Source organism: Catenulispora sp. MAP12-49, assembly GCF_041262705.1.
Taxonomy (GTDB): Bacteria; Actinomycetota; Actinomycetes; order Streptomycetales; family Catenulisporaceae; genus Catenulispora.
The window spans coordinates 118308-144166 of the sequence record NZ_JBGCCP010000014.1 but is presented as its reverse complement, the minus strand read 5'-3'; the positions used below and the strand labels follow the sequence as shown (position 1 = coordinate 144166).

Annotated in this window: 27 protein-coding genes; 5 read left to right on the top strand and 22 right to left on the bottom strand. The window is 71.1% G+C overall.

Annotation, left to right across the window (positions count from 1 at the left end; all coding sequences use genetic code 11):
- Positions 1-2: 2 nt before the first annotated feature.
- The 12 genes from ABIA35_RS24895 to hisD all read right to left on the bottom strand — a co-directional run bounded on the left by ABIA35_RS24895 (position 3) and on the right by hisD (position 10829).
- Positions 3-686 (bottom strand): response regulator, encoded by a 684-nt coding sequence (locus ABIA35_RS24895; protein ID WP_370359497.1) that lies wholly within the window; start codon positions 684-686, stop codon positions 3-5.
- The gene (locus ABIA35_RS24890) at positions 683-2014 is read right to left on the bottom strand and encodes a sensor histidine kinase (protein ID WP_370359496.1); all 1332 of its coding nucleotides are present in this window, start codon (positions 2012-2014) and stop codon (positions 683-685) included. Before ABIA35_RS24890 ends, ABIA35_RS24895 begins: the two co-directional genes overlap by 4 nt.
- The gene (locus tag ABIA35_RS24885; RefSeq protein WP_370343001.1) at positions 2011-2841 is read right to left on the bottom strand and encodes an ABC transporter permease subunit; all 831 of its coding nucleotides are present in this window, start codon (positions 2839-2841) and stop codon (positions 2011-2013) included. Before ABIA35_RS24885 ends, ABIA35_RS24890 begins: the two co-directional genes overlap by 4 nt.
- Positions 2838-3782, bottom strand: a complete 945-nt coding sequence (locus ABIA35_RS24880) for an ABC transporter ATP-binding protein (RefSeq protein WP_370359495.1) — start codon at positions 3780-3782, stop codon at positions 2838-2840. The genes ABIA35_RS24885 and ABIA35_RS24880 overlap by 4 nt, the downstream gene beginning before the upstream one ends.
- A 1224-nt stretch (positions 3783-5006) precedes the next feature.
- Positions 5007-5795 (bottom strand): imidazole glycerol phosphate synthase subunit HisF, encoded by a 789-nt coding sequence (gene hisF / locus ABIA35_RS24875; protein WP_370342999.1) that lies wholly within the window; start codon positions 5793-5795, stop codon positions 5007-5009.
- Between the two features lie 26 nt (positions 5796-5821).
- Complete coding sequence (locus ABIA35_RS24870; protein ID WP_370342998.1) at positions 5822-6217, bottom strand: RidA family protein; 396 nt, start codon at positions 6215-6217, stop codon at positions 5822-5824.
- Between the two features lie 3 nt (positions 6218-6220).
- The gene (gene priA / locus ABIA35_RS24865) at positions 6221-6952 is read right to left on the bottom strand and encodes a bifunctional 1-(5-phosphoribosyl)-5-((5-phosphoribosylamino)methylideneamino)imidazole-4-carboxamide isomerase/phosphoribosylanthranilate isomerase PriA (protein ID WP_370342997.1); all 732 of its coding nucleotides are present in this window, start codon (positions 6950-6952) and stop codon (positions 6221-6223) included.
- A 43-nt stretch (positions 6953-6995) separates the two neighbouring features.
- Entirely contained in the window at positions 6996-7634 is a 639-nt protein-coding gene (gene hisH, locus ABIA35_RS24860) for an imidazole glycerol phosphate synthase subunit HisH (protein WP_370359494.1), read from the bottom strand.
- Positions 7631-7801, bottom strand: a complete 171-nt coding sequence (locus ABIA35_RS24855; protein WP_194917445.1) for a hypothetical protein — start codon at positions 7799-7801, stop codon at positions 7631-7633. The genes hisH and ABIA35_RS24855 overlap by 4 nt, the downstream gene beginning before the upstream one ends.
- 2 nt (positions 7802-7803) lie before the next feature.
- The gene (hisB, locus tag ABIA35_RS24850) at positions 7804-8394 is read right to left on the bottom strand and encodes an imidazoleglycerol-phosphate dehydratase HisB (RefSeq protein ID WP_370342995.1); all 591 of its coding nucleotides are present in this window, start codon (positions 8392-8394) and stop codon (positions 7804-7806) included.
- Positions 8391-9494 (bottom strand): histidinol-phosphate transaminase, encoded by a 1104-nt coding sequence (locus ABIA35_RS24845; protein ID WP_370359493.1) that lies wholly within the window; start codon positions 9492-9494, stop codon positions 8391-8393. The genes hisB and ABIA35_RS24845 overlap by 4 nt, the downstream gene beginning before the upstream one ends.
- Before the next feature lie 3 nt (positions 9495-9497).
- A complete protein-coding gene (gene hisD, locus ABIA35_RS24840) occupies positions 9498-10829 on the bottom strand; it encodes a histidinol dehydrogenase (protein ID WP_370359492.1) in 1332 nt (443 codons plus the stop codon).
- A 102-nt stretch (positions 10830-10931) separates the two neighbouring features.
- Here hisD and ABIA35_RS24835 point away from each other — a divergent pair, with 102 nt between their 5' ends.
- The gene (locus ABIA35_RS24835; protein ID WP_370342991.1) at positions 10932-11597 is read left to right on the top strand and encodes an LON peptidase substrate-binding domain-containing protein; all 666 of its coding nucleotides are present in this window, start codon (positions 10932-10934) and stop codon (positions 11595-11597) included.
- Between the two features lie 67 nt (positions 11598-11664).
- Here the strand turns inward: ABIA35_RS24835 and ABIA35_RS24830 are convergent, their stop codons facing one another.
- Positions 11665-12711, bottom strand: a complete 1047-nt coding sequence (locus tag ABIA35_RS24830) for a hypothetical protein (RefSeq protein WP_370359490.1) — start codon at positions 12709-12711, stop codon at positions 11665-11667.
- A 111-nt stretch (positions 12712-12822) separates the two neighbouring features.
- On the opposite strand from ABIA35_RS24830, the gene ybaK reads away from it, so the two are divergent.
- Positions 12823-13320, top strand: coding sequence for a Cys-tRNA(Pro) deacylase (ybaK, locus tag ABIA35_RS24825; protein WP_370342989.1), 498 nt, complete (start codon positions 12823-12825; stop codon positions 13318-13320).
- A 4-nt stretch (positions 13321-13324) separates the two neighbouring features.
- Here ybaK and ABIA35_RS24820 read toward each other — a convergent pair whose 3' ends face one another.
- The 4 genes from ABIA35_RS24820 to ABIA35_RS24805 all read right to left on the bottom strand — a co-directional run bounded on the left by ABIA35_RS24820 (position 13325) and on the right by ABIA35_RS24805 (position 16552).
- Positions 13325-14209, bottom strand: a complete 885-nt coding sequence (locus ABIA35_RS24820) for a DUF4436 family protein (RefSeq protein ID WP_370359489.1) — start codon at positions 14207-14209, stop codon at positions 13325-13327.
- Positions 14210-14269: 60 nt separating this feature from the next.
- Positions 14270-15208, bottom strand: a complete 939-nt coding sequence (locus tag ABIA35_RS24815; RefSeq protein ID WP_370342986.1) for an RluA family pseudouridine synthase — start codon at positions 15206-15208, stop codon at positions 14270-14272.
- Positions 15208-16011 (bottom strand): signal peptidase II, encoded by an 804-nt coding sequence (lspA, locus tag ABIA35_RS24810; RefSeq protein ID WP_370359488.1) that lies wholly within the window; start codon positions 16009-16011, stop codon positions 15208-15210. Before lspA ends, ABIA35_RS24815 begins: the two co-directional genes overlap by 1 nt.
- A 106-nt stretch (positions 16012-16117) precedes the next feature.
- On the bottom strand, positions 16118-16552 hold the full coding sequence (locus ABIA35_RS24805; RefSeq protein WP_370342985.1) for a TraR/DksA family transcriptional regulator: 435 nt from the start codon (positions 16550-16552) through the stop codon (positions 16118-16120).
- On the opposite strand from ABIA35_RS24805, the gene ABIA35_RS24800 reads away from it, so the two are divergent.
- Positions 16551-16892: a hypothetical protein gene (locus ABIA35_RS24800; protein WP_370359487.1), complete on the top strand. Its 342-nt coding sequence runs from the start codon at positions 16551-16553 to the stop codon at positions 16890-16892. The two genes, ABIA35_RS24805 and ABIA35_RS24800, sit on opposite strands and share 2 nt — an antisense overlap.
- Positions 16893-17124: 232 nt before the next feature.
- On the opposite strand, the gene ABIA35_RS24795 is transcribed toward ABIA35_RS24800, so the two are convergent.
- The gene (locus ABIA35_RS24795; RefSeq protein WP_370342982.1) at positions 17125-17403 is read right to left on the bottom strand and encodes a DUF167 domain-containing protein; all 279 of its coding nucleotides are present in this window, start codon (positions 17401-17403) and stop codon (positions 17125-17127) included.
- A gap of 321 nt (positions 17404-17724) precedes the next feature.
- On the opposite strand from ABIA35_RS24795, the gene ileS reads away from it, so the two are divergent.
- The gene (ileS, locus tag ABIA35_RS24790; protein WP_370342980.1) at positions 17725-20931 is read left to right on the top strand and encodes an isoleucine--tRNA ligase; all 3207 of its coding nucleotides are present in this window, start codon (positions 17725-17727) and stop codon (positions 20929-20931) included.
- An 87-nt stretch (positions 20932-21018) separates the two neighbouring features.
- Here the strand turns inward: ileS and ABIA35_RS24785 are convergent, their stop codons facing one another.
- Complete coding sequence (locus tag ABIA35_RS24785; protein WP_370342979.1) at positions 21019-21726, bottom strand: hypothetical protein; 708 nt, start codon at positions 21724-21726, stop codon at positions 21019-21021.
- A 172-nt stretch (positions 21727-21898) separates the two neighbouring features.
- Here ABIA35_RS24785 and ABIA35_RS24780 point away from each other — a divergent pair, with 172 nt between their 5' ends.
- On the top strand, positions 21899-23212 hold the full coding sequence (locus ABIA35_RS24780; RefSeq protein WP_370359486.1) for an NYN domain-containing protein: 1314 nt from the start codon (positions 21899-21901) through the stop codon (positions 23210-23212).
- On the opposite strand, the gene ABIA35_RS24775 is transcribed toward ABIA35_RS24780, so the two are convergent.
- The 3 genes from ABIA35_RS24775 to ABIA35_RS24765 all read right to left on the bottom strand — a co-directional run bounded on the left by ABIA35_RS24775 (position 23145) and on the right by ABIA35_RS24765 (position 25761).
- Positions 23145-24068 carry a TauD/TfdA dioxygenase family protein gene (locus ABIA35_RS24775; RefSeq protein ID WP_370359485.1) on the bottom strand — a complete coding sequence of 308 codons (924 nt, stop codon included), beginning with the start codon at positions 24066-24068 and terminating at the stop codon, positions 23145-23147. The genes ABIA35_RS24780 and ABIA35_RS24775 overlap by 68 nt on opposite strands.
- A gap of 3 nt (positions 24069-24071) precedes the next feature.
- Positions 24072-24707 carry a TetR/AcrR family transcriptional regulator gene (locus tag ABIA35_RS24770; protein WP_370342974.1) on the bottom strand — a complete coding sequence of 212 codons (636 nt, stop codon included), beginning with the start codon at positions 24705-24707 and terminating at the stop codon, positions 24072-24074.
- Between the two features lie 73 nt (positions 24708-24780).
- Positions 24781-25761: an aminoglycoside phosphotransferase family protein gene (locus ABIA35_RS24765; RefSeq protein WP_370342973.1), complete on the bottom strand. Its 981-nt coding sequence runs from the start codon at positions 25759-25761 to the stop codon at positions 24781-24783.
- Positions 25762-25859 lie beyond the last annotated feature (98 nt).

Below are 25859 nucleotides of genomic sequence, written 5' to 3'. Positions count from 1 at the left end.
GCTTACTTCTCTCCACCCGGCGGCGAACCGGCGGCGACGAGCCCGACCTCATAGGCGAACACCACCGCCTGCACCCGATCGCGCAGCTCCAGTTTCGGCAGGATCCGGCTGACGTGGGTCTTCACCGTCGCCTCGGACAGCTGAAGGCTCTCGGCGATCTCGGCGTTGGACTGGCCGCGCGCGATCTCCACCAGGACCTCGCGCTCGCGGTCGGTCAGGCGCTCCAGGCGCTCGTCGGCGCGCGGACCGGCCGTGGCGGGATCGGTCTGGCGCGCGAAGGCCTCGATGAGCTGGCGGGTGATGCGGGGGGCCACCACGCCGTCGCCGGCGGCCACGGTGCGGATCCCGGCGATCAGGTCGGAGGGGTGCGCGTTCTTGAGCAGGAAGCCGGCGGCACCCACGCGCAGCGCGGCGAAGGCGTACTCGTCGAGGTCGAACGTCGTGAGGATCAGGACCCGCGAGGGCAGTTGGGCGGCGGTGATGCGCGCGGTGGCCTCGATGCCGTCGACGCCGGGCATGCGCACGTCCATCAGCACCACGTCCGGCTGAAGCTGCGTGGCTAGTGCCACGGCCTCGGCGCCGTCGCCGGCCTCGCCGACGACCTCGACGTCCGGCTGCGCCTCCAGGACCATGCGGAATCCCATGCGCAGCAGCGGGGCGTCATCCACCAGCAGGACGCTGATCATGCCGGGCCCGCCTCGGCGCCAAGGGCCGCCACCGGCACCCGGGCATGCACCCGCCACCCCCGCCCGATGCCGCGCGGCCCGGCTTCCAGCTCCCCGCCGTACGCCGCTATCCGTTCCTTCATGCCGGCGATCCCGTGTCCGCCGGCCGCATCGGGCTTCACATCCGCCGTCGCACCGTCGTCCAGCACCGTCACGGCCACGGCGTCCGCCGCGAAGTCCAGCCGCACCCGCGCCGACGCGCCGGGCTCGGCGTGCTTGCGGGTGTTGGTCAGCGCCTCCTGCACGACCCGGAAGACCGCCAGCTCCACGCCCGAAGACAGGTCCGGCCGCGCGCCGCTGACCACCAGCTCCACCGGCAGCCCGGCCACCCGTACCTCGGCGAGCAGCGTGTCCAGCTGCGCGAGCCCGGGCTGCGGGTGCAGCTCGGCCATCGTGGCCCCGGCCGAGCCGCGCAGGACGCCCAGGACCCGCTGCATGTCCGTGATCGCCTGCCGCCCGACCTCGGAGGCCTTCGCGACGGCCTCGGCCGCGCGGTCCGGCGCGGTGTGCACCGCGTAGGAGGCACCGTCGGTGAGGGCGACCATCACCGACAGGCTGTGCGTGACGACGTCGTGCACCTCCCGCGCGATCGAGGCGCGCTCGGCGGCGGCGGCGATCTGCGCCTGCTGGTCGCGCTCGAACTCCAGGCGGCGCGCGCGTTCCTCCAGCGTCGCGAAGTAGGCGCGCCGGGTGCGGGTGTTGACGCCGAGCACCGCGGCGGCCGTGACCATGCCGGAGACGAACACGAAGACCCGCAGCGCCGCGCCCTGGTACGGCCACGACGCCGCGACCAGCACCGCGCCGACCTCCATGACGCCGATCGCGGCCAGGCAGCGGCGGATCGAGGTGTGCGCGGCGACCGTGTAGAGCGCGATCAGCAGCGCGAAGTCCTCCGGCGGCATCGCCATCACCAGGCCCGCGACCCACTGCACGAGCGCGGCGCCGGCCACGATGGCGAACACCGCGCTGGGGAACCGGCGCCGCAGCGCCAGCGGCACAAAGAAGGCGAACTGAAGCACCCAGCCCAGCACAGCGTGGCGCGCCGGATGCAGGGCCTGATGCCCGCTGAGCGGGACCAGGACCGCCGCGACGAGCACGGAGTCCACGATCGTGGAATGGGACGAGGTCCACCGCTGTCCGCGCCGCACCAGGTTCTCCAACCCGGCGGCCTGCAGGAAGCGCTTCATCCCCGGCGAGCTCAGCCACGCCGACACGGCGGTCGGCGCGTCCACGACAGCCCGAAGGCCCCGGCGGCTGCCGGGGTCTTCGGGGACGGTCGCTGAGGTCACGCGTCTCGCTTCTTGAGCAGGAAGGCCGCCGCGGCCATCGCCACCACAGCGTAACCAAGGAACAGCAGGAACCCGGGCCACGGCTTCATGTCCGGCGAAGTCGTGGTCAGCGCCATGATCTGCTGCCCGGCGTTGCTCGGCAGGTAGGGGTTGACGTGGTCGCCCCAGGAGGTGAGGTTCAGGACCTCGCCGAGCACCGGCAGCACCAGCAGGATCCCGAACAGCGCCGCGATGGCCCCGGCGGTGCTGCGGATGATCGCCCCCAGAGCGACACCCAGCAGCCCGACCACCGTCAGGTACAAGCCCTCGCCGAACACCGCGCGCAGCACGCCCGGGTCGGACAGCGACTTGTTCAGGTGGATCGAGGAGAAGATCGACTGCGCGAGGAAAAAGCAGACGAACGCGGTGATCGTCATGATCGTCCAGGCCACGACCGTGAACACCAGCGCCTTGGCCCACAACACCGGCAGCCGCTTGGGCGCGGCGGCCAGCGAGGCCCGGATCATCCCGGTGGTGTACTCACCGGTGATCATCATGACCCCGAGCACCCCGACCGCCAACTGCCCGAGGAACACCCCGCGCATCGGGTCGGCGACCGGGTCGACCTCCTTCTGCCGGGCGTGGCTCATGTGCGGGTAGTGGCTCTTCATCGCCAGGCTGAACAGCAGCGCGATGGCGATCATCGCCCCGACCCCGGCGATCAGCGACCAGCGCGAGGAGCGCAGCGTCCGGAACTTGATCCACTCACTCTTGATCACCCGACCCTGGGTGACCTTGCCGGTGTGGACCCGGCGCACCGGAGCCGGCGCCTGCGTGACGGCGGTCATGCGTTCACCTCGACGTCAGTGGTGGTCGCGCTGGCCGGTGCCGGCGCACGGTACTCCACGGCGTCGCCGGTGAGCTCCATGAACGCCTCCTCCAGCGAAGCCTCATGCGGCGCCAGCTCGAACAGCGTGATCCGGTTCTCCGCCGCGATGGTGCCGATCCGATCGCTGGTGAGCCCCTGGACCTGCAGCGTCCCCTCGACAGAGGAGGACACGGTGACATCCGGCCCGGCCAGCAACTCCCGCAGCTTCGCAGCCTCCGGAGTACGCACCTTGACACTGCCGGTCGAGGCCCGCGAGATGAACTCGGCCACCGACGTGTCGGCGATCAACTTGCCCTGCCCGATCACGATCAGGTGCTCAGCGGTGAGCGCCATCTCGGACATCAGGTGGCTGGAGACGAAGATGGTCCGGTTCTCAGAAGCCAGGTCCTTGAGCAGGTTCCGGATCCACAGGATGCCCTCGGGGTCCAACCCGTTCACCGGCTCGTCCAGGATCAGCGTGTCCGGATCGCCCAGCAAAGCGCTGGCGATACCGAGCCGCTGCCCCATCCCGAGCGAGAACCCCCCAGCGCGCTTCTTGGCCACCTCGCGCAGACCCACGAGGTCGATCACCTCGTCGACCCGAGACCGCTCGATCCCGGTGGTCGCGGCCAGCGCGAGCAGATGGTTGTAGGCGCTGCGCCCGGTGTGGATGGCCTTGGCCTCCAGCAGAGCACCGACCTCATGCAGCGGAGCGGAGTGCTCGGCATAGGCCTTGCCATTGACGGTCACCGAACCGGAGCTCGGCCGGTCCAGCCCCAGAATCATGCGCATGGTGGTGGACTTCCCAGCACCGTTCGGCCCCAGGAAACCAGTCACCACCCCAGGGCGCACCGTGAAGGACAAGTCGGAGACGGCGGTCTTGTCGCCGTAGCGTTTAGTCAGGCTGCGTGCCTCGATCATGTGGCAACGCTATGGCCCGACACCCCTCGCGGTCGTCAGACCAGACGGCGAACTTGGAGGCGGCTGGACTGCATCGTGGGATGTATGGCGCGGTGCATAGCGGGATGGATGGGGTGCGTGCAGGGGTGCGTGCTTGGGGGTGCGTGCAGGGGGTGCGTGCAGGGGGTGCGTGCTTGGGGGGTCGCGGGGCGGGTGCGGTTTGTTCGTGGGTTGACAGTCAAGGGCGTTTTCTTACGGCTTCGCGCGGGTTGAAGACGGATCCGCTGGTGGCGCGGTCGTGGGGCGGTGGTCGGGGCGCGTTGGCTGCTGATGGTCTGGGCAGATGGTGGGGTCTACGGCGACAGTCAAAAGCCACAGTCAAGAACCACAGTCAAGAGCGCCTCCGGCGGCGCCTACGCGGCGAGCGGCGCTCTCTCCGGGGATGGGGGGCCTCGCTGTCTGGCGGCGGTCGTTGCTTGTGGTCGCCTTTGTCCCGGCTTCCCCGCCGCTTCGTCGCCCGGAGGGAACCATCCCGGCCTGGGCGGTATCAAGCCGGATCACTGTTGCTGGCCACCGGTTTGGTTCGGCTGGACACCGCCCAGTCCGGGATGGTTGTGCAAGCACCGCCGAAGCGACGGGGAATCCGGGACAACCCCGGTCTGTGGTGTGGACTCGGTCCACCCGGTGAGGCACAGCGGCGGCCAGGCGGTGCGTGCACAAGGTGCGGGAACTCTTCCCACAGGTGGGGTTGTCCCGGATTCCCCGTCGCTTCGGCGGGCGAAGCCAAGCAGGCCGGGCCGGTGGTGTCAAGTCGCTGATACCCGGCCACCAGCTGGGCGATCCGACTTGATACCACCGGACCGGTCTGCTTCCGTTAGGCGACGATGCGACGGGGAATCCGGGACGAAGGCGACCACAAGCAGCGTCCGCCGGCAGCCAGCGCGACCCCCACTCCCCGGAGCGAGGCCGCTCGCCGCGCAGGCGCCGCCGGAGGCGCCGTTGACCGTCGCCTTTGACTGCCGCTCTTGACCTTGACTGTGGCAGTAGACCCCACCACCTGCCCAGACCATCAGCAGCCAACGCGTGATGAGCACCGCCCCCACGACCGCGCCACCAGCGGATCCGTCTTCAACCCGCGCGAAGCCGTAAGAAAACGCCCTTGACTGTCAACCCACGAACAAACCGCAGCACCAAGCAGCAACAATGCCCCGCTCTGCCACAGCCCGCTCCACCACAACCCGCTCCCTACCGCACCGGATACCCCGCCCCCCGCAGCGAATCCTTGACCTCCCCGATCGTCACATCCCCGAAGTGGAACACCGAAGCCGCCAACACCGCGTCGGCCCCCGCCCCCACCGCCGGTACGAAGTGCTCCCGCGCGCCCGCGCCGCCGGAGGCGATCAGCGGGACGGTCACCGCGGCGCGCACCGCGGCCAGCATCTCCAGGTCGAAGCCCTGCTTCATCCCGTCGGCGTCGATCGAGTTCAGCAGGATCTCCCCCGCGCCGAGCTCCGCCGCCCGCGCCGCCCAGGCCACCGCGTCGATGCCGGTGGACTGACGGCCGCCGTGGGTGGTGACCTCGAAGCCTGAGTCCGTGCTCACGCCCTGCGGGCAGCGCCGCGCGTCCACCGAGAGCACCAGGACCTGGTTGCCGAAGCGGTCGGCGATCTCGGCGATCAGCTCCGGCCGTGCCACCGCCGCCGTGTTCACGCCGACCTTGTCGGCTCCGGCGCGCAGCAGGCGGTCCACGTCAAGCACCGTGCGCACGCCGCCGCCGACCGTCAGCGGGATGAAGACCTGGTCGGCCGTGCGGCCGACCACGTCGTACACCGTCTCGCGCGCGTCCGAGGACGCCGTCACGTCCAGGAAGGTCAGCTCGTCCGCGCCGGCCGCGTCGTAGGCGCGCGCCAGCTCCACCGGGTCCCCGGCGTCGCGCAGGTTCTCGAAGTTCACGCCCTTGACCACCCGGCCGGCGTCGACGTCCAGGCACGGGATCACGCGGACGGCCAGCTGGCCGAGGGCGGCGGTGCTCACTTGCTGCTCCTTTGCGAAAACAGTCGTTACGCGCTCTGCGACCGGTAGGCGTCCAACTCCACCTCGACCAGCATCCCGGGGTCGATCAGCCCCGACACCACCAGCGCCGTGGCAGCCGGCCGGCACTCGGCGAAGACCTCGCCGTGCGCCCGCCCCACCTCGGCGACGTCCCGGGCGTGCACCACGTACCAACGCGTCCGCACCACATCATGCAGTCCGAACCCAACCTGCTCCAGCGCCTTGCGAGCAGTCTCCAGCGCGACCTTCATCTGCGCAGCCGGGTCGCCGTTGCCCTGCACCACGCCGTCGACGGTGGCGGTGCAGCCCGCCACCCACGCGTGGGGGCCGGCGACGACCACACGGGAGTACCCGTACTCGTTCTCCCACTGCCCGTCGGAGCCGATCCGCTGGATGCTGCTCATGTCTCACGCGCTCCTGGTGAGTTCGAGGGCTTCTTCAAGCGTGAAGGCGCCCGCATAGAGCGCCTTGCCGACGATAGCGCCCTCGACGCCGATCGGCACCAGCGTCGCCAGCGCTTCCAGATCAGCCAGCGAGGACACCCCGCCGGAGGCCACGACCGGCTTGTCGGTGACCGCGCAGACGTCGCGCAGCAGGTCCAGGTTCGGCCCGGTCAGGGTGCCGTCGCGGTTGACGTCGGTGACCACGTAGCGCGCGCAGCCGTCGGCGTCCAGGCGCTGCAGCACCTCGAACAACTGGCCGCCCTCCTGGGTCCAGCCGCGCGCGGAGAGGGTGGTGCCGCGCACGTCCAGGCCGACCGCGATCTTGTCGCCGTGCTCGGCGATCACCTCGGCCACCCACTCCGGGCGCTCCAGGGCGGCGGTGCCGAGGTTGACGCGGGCGCAACCGGTGGCCAGCGCGCGCCTGAGCGACACGCTGTCGCGGATGCCGCCGGAGAGCTCGACCTTCACGTCCACCGAGCCGATCACGACGGCCAGCAGGTCGGCGTTGGTCCCCCGCCCGAAGGCGGCGTCCAGGTCCACCAGGTGGATCCACTCCGCCCCGGCGCTCTGCCAGGCCAGCGCGGCGGCGAGCGGGTCGCCGTAGGACGTCTCGGAGCCGGCGGCGCCCTGCACGAGGCGGACGGCCTGGCCGTCGGCGACGTCGACGGCGGGCAGGAGTTCGAGGTTGCCGGACATGATCAGATCCCTGTTCTTCGAGTGTTGATAAAACGGGCGCTGTTCAGGCGAGCTGCTTGAGCCAGTTCTCCAGCACATGCGCACCGGCGTCACCGGATTTCTCCGGATGGAACTGCGTGGCCGACAGCGGACCGTTCTCCACCGCGGCGACGAACGGCTCCCCGTGGGTCGCCCACGTCACCAACGGCGCGGCCATCCGTCCGGTGTCGGTCAGCTCCCACTTGCGCACTCCGTAGGAGTGAACGAAGTAGAACCGCGCGTCCGCCTCGAGCCCGGCGAACAGCCGCGAGCCCTCGGGGACGTCCAGCGTGTTCCACCCCATGTGCGGGATGATCGGCGCGTCCAGCCGCTCCACGGTCCCGGGCCACTCGTCGCACCCGGCGGTCTCCACGCCGTGCTCCACCCCGCGCTCGAACAGGATCTGCATGCCGACGCAGATCCCCAGCACCGGCCGGCCGCCGGCCAGCCGCCGCCCGATGATCCGGTCGCCCTTGACGGCCTTGAGGCCGGCCATGCACGCCGCGTACGCCCCGACCCCGGGCACGAACAGCCCGTCGGCGTTCAGCGCGGCATCGACGTCGGCGGTCACGGTGACCTGCGCGCCGGCCCGCTCCAGGGCCCGCTCGGCCGACCGGATGTTGCCGGAGCCGTAGTCCAGGACCACGACCGTGGGTTTGCTCACCAGCGCATCACCCCGCCGGCGATCGCCATGCCGGCGCACAGCACCAGCAGTATCGACATCACGCGCATGTTGCCGTTGCCGGAGGCCTGCCGGAACAGGGAGAAGGCTCCGCCAAGGAGAAAGAGGCCGAGGAACAGAAGTCCCGCGGCCGCGTAACTACCGGTCATCTCTAAAGGACACCCTTCGTGCTCGGAATACCGCTCACTCTAGGGTCCGGCGAGCAGGCCTCCCGAAGCGCCCTGGCCAGGGCCTTGAACTGGGCCTCGACCACGTGGTGCGCGATGCGGCCGTAGGGCACGCGGATGTGCAGGCAGATCTGCGCCTGCGCCACGAACGACTCGAAGATGTGCCGGGTCAGCTCGGTGTCGAAGTCCCCGATCATCGGCGCCAGGCCCTCGGGCATCTCGTGCACCAGGTAGGGGCGCCCGGACAGGTCAACGACCACCTCGGCCAGGGTCTCGTCCAGCGGGACCCGGGCGTCGGCGAACCGGCGCAGGCCCGCCTTTGTCCCCAGCGCCTCGCGGAACGCGGCGCCCAGGGCCAGCGAGGTGTCCTCGACCGTGTGGTGGCCGTCGATGTGCAGGTCGCCCTCGGTCTTCACGGTGAGGTCGAACAGGCCGTGCTTGGCCAGCTGGTGCAGCATGTGGTCGAAGAAGCCCACACCGGTGGAGATCTCGGCCTCGCCGGTTCCGTCGAGGTCGACCTCCACCAGGACGCCGGTCTCGCCGGTCGTCCGCTCCACCCTGCCCACGCGGCTCACGATTCTCCATCCAACACGGCAAGGCTCTCCTTCAAGGCGTCCAGGAACGCCGTCGTCTCAGACTCGGTCCCGGCGGTGACCCGCAGCATGCCGGGGATGCCCACGTCGCGGATCAGGACGCCGTGCTCCAGCACCTTGGCCCACAGCGCCTTCTGGTCCCCGCCCGGGACGCCGAAGAACACGAAGTTCGCGTCGGACGGGACGACGTGCAGACCAAGCGCCGACAACTCCTCGACGATGCGGTCCCGCTGCGCCTTCACCGCGACGACCGTCCCGAGCAGCGCGCCGACGTGCTTCAGCGCGGTCCGCGCGGCGGCCTGCGTCAGCGCCGACAGGTGGTACGGCAGCCGCACCAGCAGCAGCGCGTCGATCACCGCCGGGTCGGCGGCGAGGTAGCCGACCCGCGCGCCGGCCATGGCGAAGGCCTTCGACATGGTGCGGGTGACGATCAGCCGGGGGTGCTCCGGGAGCAGCGTCAGCGCCGAGGGCGTCCCGGGCCGCGCGAACTCGAAGTAGGCCTCGTCCACCACCACCATCGCCCCGACCTGGTCGGCCGCCTTGAGCACGGCGCGGATCACGTCCAGCTCCATCGCGGTGCCGGTCGGGTTGTTCGGCGAGGTCAGGAAGACGATGTTCGGCCGGTGCTCCTCGATGGCGCCCACGGCCTTGGCGGCGTCCAGCGTGTAGTCGCCCTCGCGCAGGCCGGAGATCCACTCGGTCGCGGTCGCCAGCGCGATCAGGCGGTGCATCGAGTAGGAGGGCTCGAAGCCGATGGCGCTGCGGCCGGGGCCGCCGAAGACCTGGAGGATCTGCTGCAGGACCTCGTTGGAGCCGTTGGCGGCCCAGAGGTTCTGCGCGGTCAGGCCGTGGCCGAGGTAGTCGGCCAGGTCCTTGCGCAGGTCGGTCGCGTCGCGGTCCGGGTAGCGGTTCAGCGTGGTCGCCGCGTCGGTGACGGCCTTGGCCAGATCCGCCACCAGCTCCGGCGGCGGACCATAAGGGTTCTCGTTCGTGTTCAGCGGATACGGCACGTCGATCTGGGGCGCGCCGTACGGCGTCAGCTTCCGCAGATCGTCGCGGATCGGCAGGTCGCGGTAGTCCACGTCTCAGCCCCGCTCTTCGAAGCGGGCCGTCACGGCCTCGCCGTGGGCCGGCAGGTCCTCGGCGTTCGCCAGCGCCACGACCAGGCCGGAGGCCTCGGCCAGCGCCTCGCGGGTGTAGTCCACGACGTGGATCCCGCGCAGGAAGCTCTGCACCGACAGCCCCGAGCTGTGGCAGGCGCAGCCGCCGGTGGGCAGCACGTGGTTGGAGCCGGCCAGGTAGTCGCCCAGGCTCACCGGGGCGAAGGAGCCGACGAACACCGCGCCGGCGTTGCGCACCTTGGCCGCGTCCTCGGCGGCGTTCCGGGTCTGGATCTCCAGGTGCTCGGCGGCGTAGCCGTTGGCCACGATCAGCGCCGCCTCGATGTCGTCGACCAGCACGATCGCCGACTGGCGGCCGGCCAGGGCCTCGCGGATGCGCTCGAAGTGCTTGGTCGCGGCGACCCGGACCTCCAGCTCCTTCTCGACCGCCTCGGCCAGCTCCTCGGAGTCGGTGACCAGCACCGCGGCGGCCAGCGGGTCGTGCTCGGCCTGGCTGATCAGGTCGGCGGCGACGATGCCGGCGTCGGCGGTGGCGTCGGCGACCACCATGATCTCGGTCGGGCCGGCCTCGGCGTCGATGCCGATGACCCCCTTGAGCAGGCGCTTGGCGGCGGCGACGTAGATGTTGCCGGGGCCGGTGACCAGGTCGGCGCGGCGGCAGACGAGGTTTCCCTCCGCATCGCCGTAGCCGTAGGCGAACATCGCGACGGCCTGCGAGCCGCCGGCGGCGTAGACCTCGTCCACGCCGAGCAGCGCGCACGCGGCCAGGATCGTCGGGTGCGGCAGGCCGCCGAACTCCTTCTGCGGCGGCGAGGCCACGGCCAGCGAGCCGACCCCGGCCTCCTGCGCGGGCACCACATTCATCACAACGGAGGACGGATACACGGCCCGGCCGCCGGGCACGTAGAGCCCGACCCGGTCCACCGGCACCCAGCGCTCGGTGACGCTGCCACCGGGCACGACCTGCGTGGTCCTGGCCTCGCGGCGCTGGTCCTGGTGCACCGTGCGGGCCCGGCGGATCGACTCCTCCAGCGCGGCCCTGACCTGCGGATCAAGCTTCTCCAGCGCCTCGGTGAGCGCAGCGGTCGGGACCTTGACCTGGGCCAGCTCGACCCCGTCGAACTTCTGTGCGTACTCGATCAGCGCCGCCTCGCCGCGATGGTGCACGTCCTCGACGATCGGGCGGACGACGGCCAGGGCCGCCTCCACGTCCAGCTCGGCCCTGGGGACCAGGGCGCGAGGATCGGCTTGGGCCGTGTCCAGAGCGCGACCGCGCAGGTCGATTCGAGTGATCACGGCACCGATTCTAGTTCGGTCACCGGCGCCGGACCGGCGCGTCCGCAGAGTGGGCACGCCGGGCCGACTGGTTCCCGGGCGGGCAGCGACTAGATTGGGTCCGTGACGACAGAGCTGCCGCTGTTCCCCCTCGGAAGCGTGCTCTTCCCGGGCGTCGTACTCCCCCTGCACATTTTCGAGCACCGCTACCGGCAGCTGGTGCGCGACCTGTCCGGGCTGCCCGAGGGCGCCCCGCGGCGGTTCGGCGTGCTGGCCGTCAAGGACGGCCACGAGGTGGGGCGCGGCCAGGTCACGGCGCTGTACGACGTGGGCTGCACCGCCGAGATCGACTCGATCGTGGAGTACGAGGACGGCCGCTTCGACATCACCACCACCGGCGTCCACCGCTTCCGCCTGGAGGCCTACGACGACGAGGGCCCCTACGCCCGCGGCGAGGTGGAGCTGCTCGACGAGGTCGCCGGCCCCGAGGCCGAGGTGCTGGCGCCCGGGCTGACCGCGCTGTTCCGCAAGTACCAGGGCGCGCTGTCGGAGCTGCGCGGCGTGCAGGTCGGCGCGATACCGGAACTGCCGGAGGACCCGACGGTGCTGTCGTACCTGATCGGTGCCGCTACGGTGCTGGACACCTATGAGAAGCAGCAGCTGCTGACCACGGAGAGCACCGTGGACCGGCTGCGCGCCGAGGCGAAGATCCTGCGCCGGGAGACCGGGATCCTGAAGAACCTGCCGTCGCTGCCGGCGGTCGACCTGCTGCGGCGGCGGAGCCGGTAAGCCGGGCAATGGTCGGCGGCCGCAGCTGTGAGCTGCGGCCGCCAAGAAATCCAGCTTCAGCCAGGCCTCAGCCCAGCGAGTTGTCCGCCTGCGACGCACCCGTGTTCGCACCGGGCGTCCCGTCGGGACCGTTCCCACCGGGGCGCTCGTCCGGCCGGCCGTTCGTGCCCGGCAGCTGCTGCGACGGCGGGACCTGGTCCTGGACGCCGCCGGGCGGCACCCGGTCCGGGACACCGCCGCCGCGGGCACCGCCCCGGAACCCGTAAGGATCATCGGCGGTGAAGTAGCCCTGGTGCCCGTGGTGCTGCGGCGCCGGCTTGGTGAACGCCGCGGTCAGCGCCAGGAACAGCACCAGGCCCAGCAGCGGCGCGGCCAGGTACAGCCCCTGCGCGTGCAGGGCGACCGGCGCGTGGAAGTTGTGGCCGGCGGCAATGGTGTGCAGCACGGTCAGCGGATCCGGCATCGACACCCAGCGCCCGATCGCGGCCGCCACGGTGGCGGCGACCAGGCCGCCGAGCAGCACGCCGGCCCAGGCGCCGACGGCCGCGCCGTCGCGCTCGCCCTCGCGGTCGCGCTCACTGAGGAAACCGCGCCGCGCCAGGAAGAAGCCCAGGACGCCCAGCAGCAGGCCGACGATCGCGGTGAAGACGAAGTAGTACCCGTCGACACTGGCGATGCCCTTGGCCTCGGGCTCCACCAGCAGCGCGGACTGGTCGACGCCGGAGGTCACCTGCGAGACCGCGTTGGCCGGCAGCGTCAGCCAGACCGTCGGCGCGAAGCGGTACCAGGCCAGCCCGGACAGCACGCCCAGCACCGCGCCGAGGACCACCAGGATCGCCGCGACCAGCAGGTCGGGCAGCCAGGCGAGCAGGGTCCCGGTCAGCGTCCGTCGCGGCGCCGACACCGCGGGACCGGCGCCGTAGCCGACGGGACCGCCCGGCCCGCCGGGACCGCCCGGACCAGCCGGACCGCCCGGCCCGCCGCCGACGGTTGCTGGCGGGGGCGGCGGCACGCCGGGCAGCCCCTGCGCGCTCTGCGGCTCCTCGAAGGGGTTCCGCCACGGCGAGGAACCCGGGCCCTGCCCATCGGCAGTCGGCGAAGTCTGGTCGTTCATCGTCCATCAGCTTTTCATGCCGCGCCCCATCCTGGCAGCCGGGAGTGGCCGATGTGCCCGAAGTGGGCCGCCGGCCGTCCGCGCCGGGTCCCCGGCTGGCACGATTGCCCCATGGCAGCGAAGAACCGTCAGGCGACCGGCACGCCGGCCACCGCCCTGCTCAGCAAGGAAGGCGTGGAGTTCACGATCCACACCTACGACCACGACCCGGCCGCGGCCTCCTACGGCCGCGAGGCGGCGGACGTGATGGGCGTCGAGCCCGAGCGCGTCTTCAAAACCCTGGTCGCGGACGTGGACGGCGAGCTGACCGTGGCCGTGGTCCCGGTCTCGGGCTCCCTGGACCTCAAGGCGCTGGCCACCGCGGTCGGCGGCAAGAAGGCCGCGATGGCCGACCCGGCCGCCGTGACCCGCACCACCGGCTACGTCCTGGGCGGCGTCTCGCCCCTGGGCCAGCGCAAGCAGCTGCCGACCGTGGTCGACGAGACCGCACTGATGTTCGACACCATGTTCTGCTCGGCCGGCAAGCGCGGGATGGAGATCGAGCTCTCGCCCGAGGAGCTGGTGCGGCTGACCGGCGCGGTGGTGGCGGAGATCGGGCGGGAGGGGTAGCGCCTCAGCGCTCTGCCTCAGCCGCCACCTCCACCCTGGTCCCCCGCAGCACGGCGTACACCACCGAGAACGCCACGATCGCCTCGGCCCACAGGAACACGGTGTAGTCCAGCAGGCAGCCGATCGGCGGCTGGCCCGGCGCCGTGTTCCGGTACCCGGCCAGCGCGAACAGCGAGGCGGCCATCCAGCCCAGGCCCGGCCAGACCATGCCCAGGCGGCGGTGGCCCATGACCAGGGCGCCGGTCAGGACCGCCAGGGCCAGGGACCACATGATCACGTACATCAGCCACACCATCGCGAACGTGCCGCGGGTGCGGCGCAGCTGGACGTCGAAGCCGGGGGCGTACACGTCGCCGTCGGCCTTCTCACGGGTCACGAAGCCCGGGTCGGAGTCGATGATGGCGAGCGTGGTGGGGACCGGCTTGCCGGCGACGTCGGCGGCGAAGCGGATGGTGGTCGTGTAGCGGTCGAAGGGGTAGTCGGCGATGTCGCCGCCGACCAGGTCCAGCAGCGTGTCCTGGGCCACGATGCGCTTGCCCGCCGGGAAGGCCAGCTCGCCGGTGGACAGCGAGGAGGTGCTGACCGTCACGTCCTGCTTGGGGTACACGCCGCTTTCGTCCTCGGCGTACGCGCCCGTGACGCTGACGAACACCCGCAGGTCGGCGTCATTGCGGGCGGCGTTGACCTGGTTGATGGTGGCCACGATGTCGACGCGGTCCGGGACGCCGGCCGCCCCGGCCTCGAAGCCGCTGTGCCGGCCGCCGCGGTCCAGATGGGACAGGTACACCCCGATCAGCGTGGCCAGCGCCACCAGCGCCACCGCGCCGACCATCGCCGCCCAGGTGCGCGGGTGGGCCGGCGGCCACCACCAATCCGTCCTCTTCGCCACGGACCAAGTCAACCGCCGTGATCGCCCGGGGCTCGGCAGCAACGCCGGGAAGCCGCGGAATCAGCTTTCTGAGGCGATGAGATCCAACGCGTGCTGCAGGTCGTCCGGATACCGGCTCTCGAACTGCACCCAGTCCCCGGTCCCGGGGTGCTCGAAGCCCAGGCTCACCGCGTGCAGCCATTGCCGGCCCAGCCCCAGCCGCTCCCCCAGCTTCGGGTCGGCGCCGTACTGCAGGTCCCCGACGCAGGGGTGCCGCAGGGCCGCCATGTGCACCCGGATCTGGTGCGTCCGGCCGGTCTCCAGCTTGATGGCCAGCAGCGTGGCCGCACGGTAGGCCTCGATCGTCTCGTAATGCGTGACGCTGTCCTTGCCGTCCCGGACCACCGCGAACTTGTAGTCGTGGTGCGGGTGCCGGCCGATCGGGGCGTCCACGGTCCCGCGCATCGGGTCCGGGTGGCCCTGCACCAGGGTGTGGTAGCGCTTGTCCACGGTCCGGTCCCGGAACGCCTGCTTGAGCAGGGTATAGGCGCGCTCGGACTTGGCCACCACCATCAGGCCGCTGGTCCCGACATCCAGCCGGTGCACGACCCCCTGGCGCTCGGAGGCCCCGGAGGTGGAGATGCGGTACCCGGCCGCGGCCAGCCCGCCGACGACGGTGGTCCCCAGCCAGCCCGGGCTCGGATGCGCCGCGACCCCGACCGGCTTGTCGATGACGACGATGTCCTCGTCGTCGTGCACGATCTTCATGCCCTCGACGGCCTCGGCCTTCACCGCCACCGGATCGGCGGCCGGCGGCAGCTCGATCTCCAGCCACGACCCGCCGTGCACCCGGTCGGACTTGCCGGCCTCGGCGCCGTCCACCCGCACCCGGCCGTCCGCGGCCAGTTCGGCGGCGCGGGTGCGCGACAGGCCGAACATGCGGGCCAGCGCGGCGTCCAGGCGTTCGCCTTCGAGGCCGTCGGGGATGGGGAGAGAGCGGAGATCAGACATGGCCACCATTATCCGGCAGCGTCGTCCCCGCCCTCGACGCCCTTGGAGACGTCCTTGGAGGCGCCCTCGGCGGCGCCCTCGGCGGCACCGTCGGAGGCGCCCTCGGGGACCTCCTTGTGCCGGGTCCCGTCCGGCTGCATGCCCAGGAAGGACAGCAGCACCATCAGGCACCCGCCGACGACGATCGCGGAGTCCGCGAGGTTGAACACCGGGAAGTCGTAGTGCACCAGCGGGAAGGTCGGGAACTGCAGGAAGTCGACCACGTCGCCGCGGCCGATGCCCGGCGAGCGGAACAGCCGGTCGCTCAGGTTCCCCAGCGCGCCGCCGAGCAGCAGCCCGAGCGCGATGGCCCAGGGCAGCGAGCGCAGGTTGCGCGAGACCCGCAGGATCACGAACACCACCCCCGCGGCGATGATGGTGAACACCCAGGTCTGGCCCTCGCCGATGGAGAAGGCCGCGCCCGAGTTGCGGATCAGGGTGATGTTCAGGAACCCGCCGGTGACGTGGATCGGGCCGCGGTCCTGCATCTGCGCGACCACGATCGCCTTGCTGGTCACGTCCAGGGTCAGGGCGAGCGCCGCGAACAGCAGCACGATGCCGATCCGGCGCTTGCGCCGCGGGGCCTCGGTCGTCCCGGTCGTCTCGGTCGCCTCAGTCGTCCCGGTCGCCTCAGCCGCCTCGGCCGTCTCAGCCGCCTCTGCCGTTCCGGCTGCCTCGGAGGCGCCGGTCTGCCCGGCACCCCCGTCGGCGTCGTCGACGATCCCGGCCACGTCCTCGGCCACCTCTGAATCCGCACGTACTTCTGAAGCCACGCGCACACCCTACCTTCGCGGCAGACCGGGCGACGCTCGATCACCGAGAAGATCGCGGCCGGGCCCGGCGCACGCCGGGCTCACGGACGTCCTCACTCCCGGCGACCTAGCGCCGTTCCTGCCGCTGCTTGCAGCTCATGCACAGCGTGGCCCGCGGGAAGGCCTGCAGCCGGTACTTGCCGACCGGCTCGCCGCAGGACTCGCACACCCCGTAGGTCCCGGCGGCCAGCCGCGCCAGCGCCCGCTCGGTCTGCTGCAGCATCTCCCGGGCGTTGTTCGCTATCGCCATCTCGTGCTCGCGCTCGAAGTTCTTGGTCCCGGCGTCGGCCTGGTCGTCGCCGGCTCCCTCGCCGGAGTCCCGCAACAGGTCGGCGATGCCGGTCTCGGCGACGCTGATCTCCCGGCGCAGCCGGGCGGCGTCGCCCTCGAGCTCGGCCTGGAGCTCACCGACCTCGTCGGTGGTCCACGGGTCCTCACCGGACCGGTAGGGCGGCAGCCCGCCGACACCGGCCATCGTCTCGGTGATCTGCGTGACCGTCATGGGCGTCTCCTTCTCCGCGGCGGCTTCCGGCGCCGGGGTCTTCACAGCTGAGTCCTGCGCAGCTGAAGTCTTTGCAGCGGTTGTGGCCGCCGCGGGCTTGGCCGAAACCTTCGCCGAAACCGAAGCGGCCGGCCCGCTCGCCGACCGCCTCGCCTCACCGGCGCCCGAGCGGCGGGTCGGCGGGGCCGCGGTGGCCCCGGTCGCGGCGCGAGTCGGCGTGGGCACCGCCTTGCCGGCCGCCTTGTTCTTGACGGACGCCTTCGCGGCGTGCGTGGCCCCCGTGGCCGCCTCTGATGCCTTGGTCCTACTCGTCGTCACGGCCGTCATCCTCGCTCTCTGACGTGGCGGCGCAGTGCGCTCATGCCGAGCATCACAACCCGTCCGCCCCCAACTCACACGCGACGTGTAGCGTGCCCGCACCGAGCCCCCGCTAATCACGCTTCGTGAGGGGAGAAACGTCCCAACCCGCCCACCAGTTCCCGTCGAACACACGCGCACCAAACATTCACTCGTTCGGGCTAAGTGGTCGCCGCGAGCTGCTGAAGCGGGTCTTCCGCGGGATCGCGCCCGGTTCAGCCGAGCAGGTCCCGCACCAGCTCGCGCAGCGTTTCCGGGTCTTCCGAAGAAACACCTAAGACTTTGTCGCGCGAGGTGGCTCCGGTGATCAACACGACCGCGCGGCGGGGCATTCCCAAGGCATCGGCGACCGCTCGGAGCGCCGCTTCGGTCGCCGCGCCGTCGACCGCCTTGGCCGTGACGGCCACGATGAGTGACCGATCACCGTGCCGTCCGCCGACCCTCGTGCGGGAGCTTCCGGGCTTCACGCGAATTGGAATTCGGAGCTCCTCCATACCGCTTACAATGACACGAGTACCCGAGCAGGCAGCGACGGGACGAGTAGCGCGGCGGGAAAGCCTCAGCGATCCGGGGACGGTGCGAGCCCGGAGGCGGACGCCGCGCGAAAATCACCCCCGAGCCGCCGGAAGAAAGGGCCCGAGCCCGAGTAGACCCGGCCGGATACCAATGAAGTGGACATACCGTTGACCGCGGTGTGTCAAGGAGGGTGGTACCGCGGTACCGGCCCCTTATATAGAGAGTCGCTCTGTATAGGGAGTGCCAGTGTCGTCCCTTCGTCGGTTTTGAGACCTACGACGAAGGAAGGCACCGCGGTCATGACTGCGCCCGATCCGAGGCTGTACCGCCCCGTCAACGCCCAGCTCGACCTCCCGGCGATGGACGCCGAGATCATCGACTTCTGGCGCGGCGCCGCGATCTTCGACAAGAGCCTCAAGGCCACCGAGGGCGCCCCCACCTGGACCTTCTACGAGGGCCCGCCGACCGCGAACGGCCGCCCCGGCACCCACCACGTCGAGGCCCGCGTCTTCAAGGACGTCTTCCCGCGCTTCAAGACCATGCAGGGCCACCGCGTGGACCGCAAGGCCGGCTGGGACTGCCACGGCCTGCCGGTGGAGCTGGCCGTGGAGGCCGAGCTCGGGTTCACCAACAAGCAGGACATCGAGGCGTACGGCATCGCCGAGTTCAACGCCAAGTGCCGCGAGTCGGTGCAGCGCCACGTGAGCGCCTTCGAGAAGCTCACCGAGCGCATGGGCTACTGGGTCAACACCGACGAGGCGTACTGGACGATGAACCCGTCCTACGTGGAGTCGGTGTGGTGGTCCCTTAAGCAGATCTTCGACAAGGGCCTGCTGGTCCAGGACCACCGCGTCGCGCCGTACTGCCCGCGCTGCGGCACCGGCCTGTCCGACCACGAGCTGGCGCAGGGTTATGAGACGGTCGTGGACCCCTCGGTCTACGTCCGCTTCCCGCTGACCTCCGGGCCGCTGGCCGGGAACACCTCGCTGCTGGTCTGGACGACCACGCCCTGGACCCTGGTCTCCAACACCGCGGTCGCCGCCCACCCGGAGGTCGCCTACGTGGTGGTCACCGACGGCGCCGAGCGCGTGGTCGTCGCCGAGCCCCTGGTGGCAGCGGCGCTCGGCGAGGGCTGGGAGCGCACCGGCGAGTCCTTCACCGGCGCCGAGATGGAGCGCTGGACCTACCAGCGCCCGTTCGAGCTCGTCGACGTCCCGGACGCGCACTTCGTGGTGCTGGCCGACTACGTCACCACCGAGGACGGCACCGGCCTGGTCCACCAGGCCCCGGCCTTCGGCGCCGACGACCTGGCCACCTGCAAGAAGTACGACCTGCCGGTGGTGAACCCGATCCGCGGCGACGGCACCTTCGAGGAGTCGGTGCCGATGGTCGGCGGCGTCTTCTTCAAGAAGGCCGACGAGGTCCTGACCTCGGACCTGCGCGAGCGCGGGGTGCTGTTCAAGCACCTGGAGTACGAGCACAGCTACCCGCACTGCTGGCGCTGCCACACCGCGCTGCTCTACTACGCGCAGCCGGCCTGGTACATCCGCACCACCGCGTTGAAGAACGCGATGATGCGCGAGAACGACGCCGCCAACTGGTTCCCGGACAACGTCAAGTACGGCCGCTTCGGCGACTGGCTGAACAACAACATCGACTGGTCGCTGTCCCGCAAGCGCTACTGGGGCACCCCGCTGCCGCTGTGGGTGTGCGAGGACAACCACGTGACCGCCGTCGGCTCGCTCGCCGAGCTCGGCGAGCTGTCCGGCCAGGACGTGTCGAACCTGGACCCGCACCGGCCGTTCGTGGACGACGTCACCATGCCGTGCCCGCAGTGTGCTGTGACTCCCAAAACCGCGACCCGGGTGCCGGAGGTCATCGACGGCTGGTACGACTCCGGCTCGATGCCCTTCGCCCAGCACGGCTACCCCTACGTCGAGGGCTCGAAGGAGAAGTTCGACAACGCCTACCCGGCCGACTTCATCGCCGAGGCCATCGACCAGACCCGCGGCTGGTTCTACTCGCTGCTGGCGGTCGGCACCCTGGTGTTCGACAAGTCGTCGTACAAGAACGTCCTGTGCCTGGGCCACATCCTGGCCGAGGACGGCCGCAAGATGTCCAAGCACCTGGGCAACATCCTGGAGCCGATCCCCCTGATGGACCAGCACGGCGCCGACGCCGTGCGCTGGTTCATGCTGGCCGGCGGCTCGCCGTGGTCCGCGCGCCGGGTCGGGCACGCGACCATCCAGGAAGTGGTCCGCAAGACCCTGCTGACCTACTGGAACACGGTCTCCTTCCAGGCCCTGTACGGCCGCACCGCGGGCTGGTCGCCCTCGGAGTCCGACCCGAAGCCCGCCGAGCGTCCGGCCCTGGACCGCTGGGTCCTGTCCGAGCTCAACGTCCTGGTCCGCGAGGTCACCGCGGCGATGGACGAGTTCGACACGCTCAAGGTCGGCAAGCTCCTGTCAGCGTTCGTGGACGACCTGTCCAACTGGTACGTCCGCCGCGCCCGCCGCCGCTTCTGGAACGCCGACCCGGCCGCCCTGGCCACGCTGCACGAGGCGCTGGAGGCCGTGACCAAGCTGATGGCCCCCATGGTCCCGTTCATCACCGAGCGCGTCTGGCAGGACCTGGTCCGCCCGGTGGCCCCCGACGCGCCGGAGTCGGTCCACCTGGCCGCCTGGCCGGTCGTGGACGAGGCCCTGGTCGACCCGGAGCTGGCCGAGCAGATGGCGCTCACCCGCCGCCTGGTCGAGCTGGGCCGCGCCACCCGCGCGGACTCCGGCGTGAAGACCCGCCAGCCGCTCTCGCGCGCGCTGGTCGGCGCCCCCGGCTGGGCCGCACTGCCGGAGGAACTGCGCGCGCAGCTGCTCGAGGAGCTGAACGTGCTCACCACCTCGCCGCTGGCCGACGCGGGCGGCGACCTGATCGACTACAGCGCCAAGGGCAACTTCCGCTCGCTCGGCGCCCGCTTCGCCAAGCGCACCCCGCTGGTCGCCGCCGCCATCGCCGCCTGCGACGCGGCCGCGCTGGCCGGCGCGCTGCGCTCGCAGGGCTCGGCGACGGTCGTGGTGGAGGGCGAGGAGGTGACGGTCGCCCCCGAGGAGGTCATCGTCACCGAGACCCCCCGCGAAGGCTGGGCCGTGGCCACCTCCGGCGGCGAGACCATCGCCCTGGACCTGCACGTCACCCCGGAACTGCGCCGCGCGGGCCTGGCCCGCGACGTGGTGCGCTTCCTCCAGGAGACGCGCAAGGCCACCGGCCTGGACGTCGCCGACCGCATCACCGTGTCCTGGGCCGTCCTCGACGGCTCCGAAGCCGGCGCCGAGACCGCCGAGGCCGTCCGCGAGCACGCCACGATGATCGCCGACGAGATCCTGGCCCTGTCCTTCGCCGAGGGCCCGGTCCCGGCCGCCGAGGACCCGCAGGAGCTGGCGAAGCTGCAGGCCGCGATCGCCGGGGACGAGGATCTGGGACTGAAGTTCCGCATCGCCAAGGCGGGCTGACGCAAGAAGCGCGCCCCCGGATCCCGCTCGGGATCCGGGGGCGCGCTTCTACACTCCTTCGAATGCACACCCCGCCCGCCCCGAACGTCAGTTGATCGGAATATCCCGGATCAGGATGATCCCGCTCATGATCCCGCCCTCGGAGACCGCCTGCGTCCAGTAGGCGTTCAGCGTCGAGCCCCCGGCCGGGGCGTCGACCACGAAGTCGCCGATCAGGGGCTGGCCCGGGTCGATGTTGCCGTCCGAGCTGCCGCTGCCGAGGGTCCACAGCGGGTCGAAGTTGTCCATGTTCAGGTCGTTGCCCGAGGCGTCCAGGACCGTGCCGCCGGTGAACACGCCCTCGCTCATGCTGACCTGCTGGCCGCTCTCGTTGTCGATGGCCAGGTGGATCACGATCTTGGCGCCGTTGCGGGCGGCGCGCATCTTGATGGTCAGCGCCTTGCCGGGCGGGGCGCCCTTCGGCCAGGTCGCGGTGACCGACTTGTCGGGGTTCACCACCTGGTCGATCTGTTCGGGGTTCGCCAGCTGGCCCTGCGGGGTCCAGCCGCCGGTGGCCGGCGCGGCGGGGGCGGTGGTCGTGCTCGAGCTGGCGGCCAATGCCGTGGTCGAGGCCGTGGTCGCGGTATCGGAGTCCGACGCCGTCCCGGTCGGGCTCGCGGTCTGCGTCGGCGACGCCGCGGGGCTGCTGGAGGCCGTCCCCGTCGGAGCCGTCTGGCCCGGGCCCGCCACCGTGCCGCTGCTCGCGCAGCCCTGGAGCGCCGCCGCGATGATCGCGACAACGCATATTGCTGTCATATTCCGCATTCGCCGACGGCGCTGCGAGAACTCAGTCATCATCCCCCCGAGTGTCCCCATGCCCTGATTCTGCCGTCAGCGGGCTTATTCGGTAAAGCCGTGTGACTGCCGGTCTGTCGTGTTGCCACGTTCCGCGACCATGTGACACTTTTAGCCAATGGATCGCTGTGCCGTGCTGGTCGACGCTGGATATGTGCTGGCCGCCGCCGCGAACGTGGTGAGCGGCGACCCCGGCCGCCCCGGGATCGACGTCGACTACCCGGGCCTGGTGACCGCGCTGACCGAGCGCGCCGCCGCCGAGACCGGGCTGCCGGTCCTGCGCGTGTACTGGTACGACGCCGCCCCGGCCACCGGCCCGACCCGGGACCAGCGGCTGCTGCGCGTCCTGGACGGGGTCAAGCTGCGGCTGGGCAAGCTGGTCCGGCGCGACGACGGCAAGTACGAACAGAAGGGCGTCGACACCTTCCTGCACGCCGACCTCACGGGCCTGGCCCGCAAGCGCGCGGTCGCCGACGTGGTGCTGGTCAGCGGCGACGAGGACCTGCTGCACGCGGTCGAGGAGGCCCAGGAGTACGGAACCCGCATCCACCTGTGGGGCGCGGCCTCGGACTACAACCAGTCGCTGGAGCTGATCGCCGCGGTGGACAAGTCGATGACGCTGTCCGAGGAGTGGCTCAAGCCCTACGTCTGGGTGAAACCCTCGGCCGTCCATGGCGAGCACGGCGGCTGCGAACCGGCCAAGCCCGGGAGCCACGGCGAACACGGCGAACACGCCAAGCCCGCCCACAAGGCCTTCCCCTCGCCGCTGGACATGCCGCAGCGCGTCCTGCACCCCACCGAGACGCCCAAGAGCCCGCTGGCCAACAGCCGCTTCCCCAAACTGTGGCAGGTCACCTCCCCGACCCAGCGCTTCCTGGACGCCGAGGAGAACAAGAGCATGGGCCGCGCCGAGCCCATCGACGTCGGCCGGGCCTACGTGGCGCGCTGGATGGCCCGGGCCACCGAGGCCGAGCGCCGCCGGCTCACCGACTGGACCGCGACCTGGACCTGGGTCCCGCACGACCTGGACCCGGACCTGCTGCGCTTCGCCAACGACCTGGGCATCGACACCTGGGAGGCGGAGCTGGAGCCGATCAAGCACGAGTTGCGCGCCGGGTTCCTGGACGGTCTGAAGAAGTGGCGGGAGCAGCACGGCGGGGAGGGTGTGGCCGACGCCGGAGCCTGGGCAGCGGCCGGGGCCGGGCCCGGGGCGGCCTCGGAGTCACCGGCACCCGCGCCGGCACCGGCACCGCCCGCAGCGCCCGCACCCGAAGCCCCGACCACCGGCGAGCCGCCGGCCGTCCCCGCCCCGCAGCCCTCGCCGCCGACCGTCCCCGTCCCCCAGTCCCCGCCGCCCGTGCAGCCGGCCCCGCCTACGCCTACCGAGGCCGATCACCCAGAATCGCAGCACGCTCCATCACCCGGCGCTGCGGAAAATAGTCACTGACCGCATAGTGCTGCACGGCCCGGTTGTCCCAGAACGCGATCGAGCCGGCCTCCCACTTGAACCGCACCTGGTACTCCGGCACGGAGGCCTGCTGGAACAACAGTTTCAGCAGCTCCTCGCTCTCCTCCTCCGGCAGCCCGACGATGTGCGTGGTGAAGATCCCGTTCACGAACAGCGTGCGCCGGCCGGTCCGGGGATGGATCCGCACCACCGGATGCTCCACCGCCGGGTACTTCTCCTGCATCTCCTTGAGCTTGTCCGGGTCCATGCCGATGCCGAACGGCAGCGTGAAGTCGTGCACCGCGACCCGGCCCCGGATCGCCGTCTTGACGTGCTCGGGCAGGAAGTCGTAGGCGGCGGCCATGTCCGCGAAGCAGGTGTCGCCGCCGGCCTCGGGCACCTCCACGGCCCGCAGCACCGAGCCGAGCGCCGGCTTCTCGCGCCAGGTGACGTCGGCATGCCAGACGTTCTCCACGCCGGCGTTCTCTGCCCCCTTCTCGAATCGCACGATCTCCGCGACCTCCCCTTGCGGCAGGAAGGGATGGACCTCCAATTCGCCCCACATTTGCGCGAAATCGCGATGCCGGGCCCCGGTGACCCGGTGCTGATCACGGAAAAACAGGACCTTGAATTCCAGCAGCGCGCGGTCGAGTTCGGCGAATACCTCGGGCGTGACCGGTTCGGCGAGATCGATGCCCGAAATCTGCGCGCCGATCAGCGAAGTGCACGGCGCGACCGTGATGTGGTCGTACGGCTGGGATTCCTCGCCCTCGGGCAGGCGTCGCAGACCTCTGCGAGGACCGGCGGCCAGACTGCGGCCGGAGAGCAGGGCTTGCAGGGTGGGATAGGGGGCCATCGCTCACTCCTCGTGCGGTGGTTGCGGCGGTTGCGGTGGTTGCGGTGGATCGGCCAGGATCGCGGCCCCGGCGGCGACCAGCGTCTCGGTGCCGACGCCGGTCCCCGGATGCCGTTCACGATCGGCCAGGGACGTGATGACCAGCAGTGCCAGCAGGCGCATCCGTTCGGCGAAGACGCCCGGCGGCAGCCGCAGCGGGCCGGTCGCCGCCAGCAGACCGGATATCAGGGCCCGGATGCTGGAGGCCTCCGGCCGTTCCAGGGCGATCGCCACCGACGCCGGGTCGTACTCCGGGTAGCGCATCGCCTCGGCGAGGAAGCGCAGATACCAGGAGGGGCGCCCGGCCTTCTCGGCGTCGGTCAGCGTCCCGGCCAGTGGTTCGACCAGAGCTCTGACATACGTGCGCACGTCGGCGTCGGGATTCGCCGCCAGAAACTCCAGGCGCCGCGCGTTGATCGGCGTCATGCGGTGTTCGTACAGGGCGCCGACCAGCGCGGCCCGCGTGCCGAAGTGGTAGGCCACGGCCGAGGTGTTGCGCTGGCCGGACTCGGCGGCGATCTGCCGCAGGGACACCGCCTCGATGCCGTCCTCGGCGAAACGCCGCTCGGCCGCTTCCAGGATCCTGATCCGTGCGCTCACGCTGCGCACGTTAACGCGATTGCGTTAAAAGCGGAAGAGTCATGTGCCCGCAAGCCGAACCTCAGTCCATGCCTCACTCCATCAGGCTTCGGATCCACTCCAGACCGGCGGTGCTGAAGGCCTGCTGGAAGGTACGCAGCGTCGGCAATCCGGGCGGGGAGGGCCGGCGGCCGGCGTACGTGATCATGCCGATGAGACCGACGGCGAAGGCTCGCACCGCCTCGGGATCGGCGGCGGTCAGCACCGGATGCTCCATGACCACGCGCGCCAGTTCCGGCCCGCCGTACATCCAGACGTTCGGCACGAACAGCGCCATGTCCAGCCACGCCGCGCCCCGCGAGGCCCACGGCCAGTCCACGAAGTAGACGCGGTCAGCGGCGATCAGGATGTTGTCGGCGCGCACATCCAGGTTGACGAGCGTGTCGCCGACGCACAGCGGGGCCATCGCCTCCTCGATCGCGGCCAGCCGGTCCAAGCGCTCGACGGCCCACGGGTCGAGCCAGGCCAGGTCGTCCTCTCCGTTCGCGTACGCCTTCGCCAAGGTGCGCCAGCCGGTGAAGCCGGCCAGTTCCTTGGCGACCGGCGGCGCGTCGAACGGCGAGGGGGTCAGCAGCGCCGACATCTCGCCCAGGGCCTCGACGGTCCTGCGCAGCTCGTCCGGATCCCAGTCCGGGCCCGGGTTGTGGCCGTCGATCTCCTCGAAGACCAGGATCACCCAGCCGTCCTCGTCCAGGGAGCCCAGGAGCTTGGGCACCGGCGCGTGCTCGGGCATCTGGGCGGAGTAGGCGGCCTCCCGGCGGTGCATGCTCGGCGAATCAGGGTTCGACTCCGCGCTGACCGCCTTCACGAACGCCCGGCGCCCGGCCGAGGTCCGCAGCCGTACCGCCGGACCCGGCGAGAAACCGCCGGTCTGCGACACCGCCTCGACCACTTCTCCCCCGCCCAGCATCGCCAGGACGCGGGCCTGGAGGTGTTCCGGCACAGTGGACCACGGCGCGCGCACACCACTGGCGGCTGGAAGCGTCCGACCTGATCGGTCCGATGGGCTCGTCATCCAGGCATGATGCCGGTGATACCCGGCCGCCGTCATCTCGATTACCTCGAACGCGCCGGTCACCGCCGGTGCCGATGGCCGTGCCGGTCCCCGGCGCC